The following is a 6,932-nucleotide window of genomic DNA, read 5'->3' as shown; positions in this document are numbered from 1 at the left end:
GGCCCGTCGCCGGTGCGGGGTCGTCCGTGGGGGCGCCCGCGGAGGCGGCGCCGGCGGACGAGCGCAGCACCGCCCTGCAGCGCCTGCTCGACGCCCGCGCGGCCGCGGTCCTCGCCCACGACGTCGACGGGGTCCTCGCCCTCGTGGACCCGGGTGCCGCGGCCTTCCGCGAGCGGCAGGAGCGCACCGTCCTGGGTCTGGCCCGGGTGCCGCTGGCGGCCTGGTCCTACGAGGTCGTCGGGGAGGGGCCCCGGCTGGCGGAGGACCGCCGGGCCGCGCTGGGCGGGTCCGCCTGGGTGGCCGACGTCCGCCTGCGCTACCGCGTCGACGGCGTCGACGTCGTCGACCAGCAGCGGCAGCGCTCCTTCACCGTCGTCGAGCGGGGCGGCGTGTGGCTCCTCGCCGACGACGCCGACGGGCCTTCGCGGCCCGACGTGTGGGACCTCGGCGCGGTCGACGTCGTGCGGGGCAGCCGCACGCTCGTGGTCGGCACGGCCCCGCGACCGGTCCTCGAGCAGCAGGCCGCCCTCGGGGACGCCGCCGCGGAGCGCGTCGACGCCGTCTGGGGCACCGCGTGGCCCCGCACGACCGTCGTCGTCGTGCCGGACGACGCCGACCAGCTCGTGCGCCTGCTCGGGCGCGAGGACGCCGCCGGCCTCGACCAGGTGGCGGCGCTCACGACGGGCGCCGACCGCTCCTCCGGGGCGCCGGGGGCGGCCGGCGCCGTGGACCGGGTGGTCGTCAACCCGGCGGCGCTCGACGTCCTCGGCGAGCTCGGCCGCGAGGTCGTGCTGACGCACGAGACCACCCACGTCGCCGTCCGCGCCGGCGCCGCGGCCGACCCGCCGCCGTGGCTGTCCGAGGGCTTCGCCGAGCTCGTGGCCTACGAGGGCGCCGGCCTGGGGCCCGACGTGGCGGCGGCCGACCTGCTCGCCGAGGTGCGGGCCGGGCGCGGACCGGTGGCGCTGCCCTCCGCCGCGGACTTCGACCCCGCGGTCGGGACGGTGGCGCCGGCCTACTCCGCCGCCTGGCTCGCCGTCCGCACGGTCGACCTCCGCCACGGGCGAGCGGCCCTGCTCGAGCTCGTGCGCGCCGCGAGCGGTCGCGCCGCGGGCGCGGGGGACCCGGGCGCGGGGGACCCGGACGCGAGAGACATGGGCGCGGGGGACTCGGGCGTGGGGGACACAGACGCGGAGGAGGGCGACGGGCTGCGGGTCGCTCCTCTGCCCCTCGCCGACGCGGTCCCGCGGGTCCTCGGCGTCGACCTCGACGTCCTCACGGCCCAGTGGCGCGAGGACATGGCCGCCCTCGCCGGCGCCGGCGCGCCCGAGGCCACGGCGACGTCCGGGGACGGTGGCTGAGGTGGCGGGCCGGACCCTCGTCGTGACGAACGACTTCCCACCCCGCACGGGCGGCATCGAGTCCTTCGTCCTCGCGGTGGCCTCGCGGCTGCCCCCCGGGGAGGTGGTCGTCCACACCGCGCGCCAGCCCGGGGACCGCGAGCACGACGCGGGCCTCGCCTTCCCCGTCGTCCGCGACCCCGCGCGGCTGCTCGTGCCGACGCCGGCGGTCGTGGCCCGGGTGGCCCGGACGGCCCGGGAGCACGGCTGCGACCGCGTGTGGTTCGGGGCGGCGGCGCCGCTGGCGCTCATGGCCCCGGCGCTGCGCCGCGCGGGGGTGCGCCGCGTCGTGGCGACGACGCACGGCCACGAGACCTGGTGGGCCAGCCTGCCGGTGGCCCGGACCGCCCTGCGGGCCGTCGGGGACCGGGTCGACGTGCTCACGGCCCTGGGCCCGTGGTGCGCGGCCCGGGTGGCGCGACCCCTGTCCGCCCGCGGGCGGTCGCGCCTGCAGCGGCTGGTGCCGGGCGTCGACGCCGAGGTCTTCCGCCCCGGCGCCGGGGGCGGTCGGGTGCGCCGCGAGCTCGGGCTCGAGGGGCGCCCCGTCGTCGTCTGCGTGTCGCGCATGGTGGCGCGCAAGGGGCAGGACGTGCTCGTCCGGGCCCTGCCCGCCGTGCTCGCCCGGGAGCCGGACGCCGTCCTCCTGCTCGTCGGCGACGGGCCGGGACGCCGCCGCGTCGAGCGCCTCGTGCGCCGTCTGGGCGTGGGCTCCTCCGTCGTCCTCGCCGGCCGCGTGCCGTGGGCGCGGACCGCCGACCACTACGCCGCGGGGGACGTCTTCGCCGTCCCCACCCGCACCCGCCTGCTCGGTCTCGAGCCGGAGGCGCTCGGCATCTGCTACCTCGAGGCGGCCGCCAGCGGGCTGCCCGTGGTGGTGGGCGACTCCGGCGGCGCCCCCGACGCGGTGCTGCCCGGCCGGACCGGCGTCGTCGTGGACGGGCGCGACGGCGCGGCCGTGGCCGACGCCCTCGTGGGGCTCCTGCGCGACCCGGCGCGCGCCCGCGCCTGGGGGGCCGAGGGACGGCGGTGGGTGTCCGCCGCCTGGTCCTGGGAGGGCCAGGTGGAGCGGCTGCGCGCGCTGCTCGACCCGTCGGTCCCCGTCCCGGACGGGCCCGACCCGGCGCTGCGCCTGCCCCCGGCCCGGCGGGGGAGGCGGGCGCGGGGTCAGGACGCGTAGATCTCCTCCACGCGGTCGGCGTGGTCGCGCAGCACGGCGGCGCGCTTGAGCTTGAGCGAGGGCGTGAGGTGGCCGCTCTCCTCCGTGAGGTCGGCCGGCAGCACCGCGAAGCGGCGGATGGACTCCGCGCGGGAGACGGCCTCGTTCGCGCTGTCGACGGCGCGCTGCAGCTCGGCGCGCACCTCCGGCATCGCGGCCGCCTCGGCCGGCGTCGTCCCCTCCGGCAGGCCGTGGTTGCGCAGCCACAGCGGCAGCATGTCGGGGTCGAGGGTGAGCAGGGCCCCGACGAAGGGGCGCCCGTCGCCGACGACCATGCACTGCCCCACGAGGGGCGCGGCGCGCAGCCGGTCCTCGAGCACGGCCGGCGCGACGTTCTTGCCCGCGGCGGTGACGATGATCTCCTTCGACCGGCCCGTGATGCGCAGGTACCCGTCGTCGTCGAGGTGGCCCAGGTCCCCCGTGCGGAACCAGCCGTCGACGAAGGCCGCCCGCGTGGCCTCCTCGTCGCGCCAGTACCCGCTCGTGATGTGCGGCCCCTTGAGCTGGACCTCGCCGTCGTCCCCGACCCGCACGGACGTCCCGGGCAGCGGGCGCCCGACCGTGCCGATGCGCAGCTCGTCGGGCACGCCGACCGCGGTGGGGGCGGTGGACTCCGTGAGGCCGTAGCCCTCGAGCACCGTGACGCCGACGCCGCGGAAGAAGTGGCCGAGCCGCTCGCCGAGCGGTGCGCCCCCCGAGACGGCGAAGTCGAGCCGACCACCCATGGCCGCCCGGACGCGCCCGTACACGAGGCGGTCGAAGAGGGCGTGCTGCAGGCGCAGGCCCAGCCCCGGGCCGCCCGCGTCCTGGGCCCGGCTCCAGCGCTCGGCGACGCCGGCGGCCCGGCGGAAGAGGTCCCCGCGCCCGGCGGCGTCGGCCTTCGCCTCCGCCCCGTTGTAGATCTTCTCGAAGACGCGCGGCACCGAGAGGACGAAGGTCGGCCGGAAGGAGGCCAGGTCGTCGGCCAGGTGCTTGGGGTCCGACGTGTGCCCGAGCGGCGTCCGCGACACGACGGCGAGGACCTGGATGTAGCGGGCCAGGACGTGCGCGAGGGGGAGGAAGAGCAGGGTCGAGGCGTCCTCGCGCCGCACGAGGTCGCGCAGCAGGGCGGCGCCGTTCTCGGCCAGGACGAGGAAGTTGCCGTGGCTGAGGACGCAGCCGCGCGGGCGCCCGGTCGTCCCCGACGTGTAGATGAGGGTGGCGGGGGAGTCGCACGTGAGGGCGGCGCGGCGGCGGTCGAGCTCCGCCGGGTCGACGTCACGGCCCAGCCGCCGCAGCTCGTCGAGACCGCCGTCCTCGACGGCCCAGGTCGGCCCGTCGTCGCCCTCCGGCCGGGCGCGCTGGACGAGGCCGGCGTGCACCGCCGTCTCCACGACGACGCACCGCGCGCCGGAGTCCTCGAGCACCCAGGCCACCTGGTCGCGCGAGGACGTCTCGTAGATGGGGACGGTGACGGCGCCCGCGGTCCAGATCGCGAAGTCGACGAGGGTCCACTCGTAGCGGGTGCGCGACAGCAGGCCGACGCGGTCGCCGGGCTCGACGCCGGCGGCGACGAGGCCGCGGGCCACCGCCTCGACGTCGGCCAGGAAGGCGGCCGCGGTGACGTCGGTCCAGCCGCCGGACCCGTCGGGCCGCCGGAAGGACACGGCCTCGGGCACCTCGCGCGCGGCGTCCACGACGAGCTGCGCCAGGCTCCTGCCGTGGTCGACCTCGACGAGCGGGGGTCGGCTGGACTCGCGCACGGACGGCTCCTCGACGCTCGGGGCCCGGGCCTCGGGCCCGGCGACGCCGGTCCCGGCGCCGCCTCGGGCCGGTGGCCCCCAGCGTAGGGCCCTGCGAGGGTGGTGGCCTCGCCCGACCGGGTGCTCCGACGCCCGCCGGGGCGCCGCCCGCGGGCCGCTAGCCTCCCCGGGCGGCACCGACCCCGTCCGGGCACCGGTGCGCCCCGCAGCCGGGGCCGGCCGCTCACCTGCCAGACGGGAGACCCATGAGCACGATCGGCGTGGACATCGGCGGCACGAAGATCGCCGCGGGCGTCGTGGACGAGAGCGGCGCCGTCCTCGCGAGGACGCGCCGGACGACGCCGGCCACGGACCCGGAGGCCATCGAGGACGCCGTCGCGGACGCCGTCGCGGAGCTGCGCGCCGAGCACGACGTCACCGGCGTCGGCGTCGCGGCCGCGGGCTACATCGACGCGTCGCGCTCGACCGTGGTCTTCGCGCCCAACCTGGCCTGGCGGCACGAGCCGCTGCGCGAGGAGGTCGAGAAGCGCGTCGACCTGCCGGTGGTGGTGGAGAACGACGCCAACGCCGCCGCCTGGGGCGAGTTCGTCCACGGCGGGGGCCGCAGCGCCCGCGACATGGTGCTGCTCACCGTGGGCACGGGCCTCGGCGGCGGGATCGTGCTCGACGGCGAGCTCGTGCGCGGCACCGGCGGCATGGCCGCCGAGGTCGGGCACCTGCGCGTCGTCCCCGACGGCCAGCAGTGCGGGTGCGGGCGGACGGGCTGCTGGGAGCAGTACGGCTCCGGGCAGGCGCTCGTGCGGTGGGCCCGCTCGCTGGCCGCCACCGACCCGGCCCGGGCCGCCCGGCTGCTCGAGCTCGCGGGCGGCGACCCGGCCGAGGTCACCGGGCCGCACGTCACCGCAGCGGCCGAGGAGGGCGACGAGGCCTCCGTCGAGCTCGTGGCCACCCTGGGCCGCTGGCTCGGCGAGGGCGCCGCCAGCCTCGCCGCCGTGCTGGACCCCGGCACGATCCTCGTCGGCGGGGGCGTCAGCTCGGCGGGGGCGCTGCTGCTGGACCCCATGCGCCGCGCCTTCGCGGGCGCCCTCACGGCCTCCCAGCACCGCGACCTGCCCCGCATCGACCGGGCGGAGCTCGGCAACGACGCGGGGATGGTCGGCGTCGCGCACCTCGCCGACCGCTCGTGATCACCGGCGCCGGGGACGGCCCGCGCCCGCGCCGGGGCGAGGCCGTCCCGACGCCGGCGGAGCGCCGGCGCGCGGCGCGGTCCCGCCAGCCCCTCTTCGGGGAGCGCGCCGAGGTCGACGAGGTCCGCCGGCTGCGCCGGCTCCAGGCGGGCGAGCGCCTCCGGCGCCAGGCGCGGCGCGCCATGATCGGCGACGGCCTGGCGATCGGCATCGACATCGGCGGGACGAAGGTCGCGGCGGGCGTCGTCGACGCCCAGGGCCGCGTCGTCGCGCGGGCGCGCCGGGACACCCCGACGCGCAGCCCGCAGGCGGTCGAGGACCTCATCGCCGAGCTCGTGGCCGAGCTGTCGGCCCACCACGACGTCGTGTCGGTCGGCATCGGCGCCGCGGGCTTCGTGGACGCCACCCGGTCGACCGTCGTGTTCTCCCCCCACCTCGCGTGGCGGGACGAGCCCCTGCGCGAGGCCGTCGAGATGCGCGTCCGCGCCCGGCTCGGGCGCCGCGTGGGACGCCGGACGCTCGTGGAGAACGACGCCAACGCCGCGGCGTGGGCCGAGTACCGCTTCGGCGCGGGGCGCGGCGAGCCGCGGCTCGTCGTCATCACGCTGGGGACGGGCATCGGCGGCGCCGTCGTCAACGACGGGCGCCTGCAGCGCGGTCGCCACGGCATCGCCGGCGAGTTCGGGCACATGGTGCTGGTGCCGGGCGGGCGGCGCTGCGAGTGCGGGGGCCGGGGGTGCTGGGAGCAGTACGCGTCCGGCAACTCCATCGGTCGCGACGGCCGCGAGCTCGCGCGCGGCGGGTCGCCCTTCGCCCACGCCCTCCTCGCCGGGGCGGGCGGCGACCCGGAGGCCGTCCGGGGGCCCGTCGTCACCGCCGCGGCGCTGGCGGGCGACCCGGCGGCGGTCGAGGTCGTCGAGGACACGGGGCGCTGGCTCGGCACGGGCATCGCCAACCTCGCCGCCGCGCTGGACCCGGGCACCTTCGTCATCGGCGGGGGCGTGAGCGACGCCGGCGAGCTGCTGCTGGGGCCGGCGCGCGAGGAGTTCCGGCGCACGCTCACCGGCCGCGGCCACCGCCCGGAGGCCCGGATCGTGCGCGCCCGTCTCGGCCCCGACGCGGGGCTGGTCGGCGCCGCCGACCTCTCGCGGGGCTGGGGATGACGGCGGGGCCGGGGACGCCGGCGGGGCCGGGGACGACGGGTGCGGGCGCCCCGGGCGTGCTGCGCGTCCTGACGTGGAACGTCCACGGGCTGCGCGCGGGGACCGACGCCGTGGCCGAGGTGCTGCGGGCCGCCGCCTGCGACGCCGTCGGCGTCGTCCGGGTGACGCAGGCGGCGCTGCCCCTGCTGCGCCGGTCGGACGCCCCGCACGTCGTCACCGTCTCC

The 6,932-nt window shown here is 79.2% G+C and carries 5 protein-coding genes and 1 pseudogene; 5 read left to right on the top strand and 1 reads right to left on the bottom strand.

Annotated elements, in window-relative coordinates; all coding sequences use genetic code 11:
* A partial coding sequence (locus tag HLB09_RS10825; RefSeq protein ID WP_212770909.1) for a hypothetical protein occupies positions 1–1,361 on the top strand: 1,361 nt, incomplete at its 5' end.
* 1 nt (position 1,362) lies between these two features.
* On the top strand, positions 1,363–2,577 hold the full coding sequence (locus HLB09_RS18585; protein WP_171203386.1) for a glycosyltransferase family 4 protein: 1,215 nt from the start codon (positions 1,363–1,365) through the stop codon (positions 2,575–2,577).
* On the opposite strand, the gene HLB09_RS10815 is transcribed toward HLB09_RS18585, so the two are convergent.
* Entirely contained in the window at positions 2,565–4,358 is a 1,794-nt protein-coding gene (locus HLB09_RS10815) for an AMP-dependent synthetase/ligase (RefSeq protein ID WP_171203385.1), read from the bottom strand. The genes HLB09_RS18585 and HLB09_RS10815 overlap by 13 nt on opposite strands.
* Before the next feature lie 245 nt (positions 4,359–4,603).
* Here HLB09_RS10815 and HLB09_RS10810 point away from each other — a divergent pair, with 245 nt between their 5' ends.
* The 3 genes and pseudogenes from HLB09_RS10810 to HLB09_RS10800 all read left to right on the top strand — a co-directional run.
* The gene (locus HLB09_RS10810) at positions 4,604–5,545 is read left to right on the top strand and encodes an ROK family glucokinase (RefSeq protein WP_171203384.1); all 942 of its coding nucleotides are present in this window, start codon (positions 4,604–4,606) and stop codon (positions 5,543–5,545) included.
* Positions 5,546–5,727: 182 nt separating this feature from the next.
* Complete coding sequence (locus HLB09_RS10805) at positions 5,728–6,708, top strand: ROK family glucokinase (RefSeq protein ID WP_171203388.1); 981 nt, start codon at positions 5,728–5,730, stop codon at positions 6,706–6,708.
* Positions 6,705–6,932, top strand: a pseudogene (locus HLB09_RS10800) (hypothetical protein); the annotation flags it as partial. The gene HLB09_RS10805 and the pseudogene HLB09_RS10800, both read left to right, overlap by 4 nt.

Origin of the sequence: Pseudokineococcus marinus (genome assembly GCF_013004605.1) — a bacterium.
Taxonomy (GTDB): Bacteria; Actinomycetota; Actinomycetes; order Actinomycetales; family Quadrisphaeraceae; genus Pseudokineococcus; species Pseudokineococcus marinus.
The sequence above is the reverse complement of the archived record's forward strand: the minus strand, read 5'-3'. Positions and strand labels throughout refer to the sequence as shown.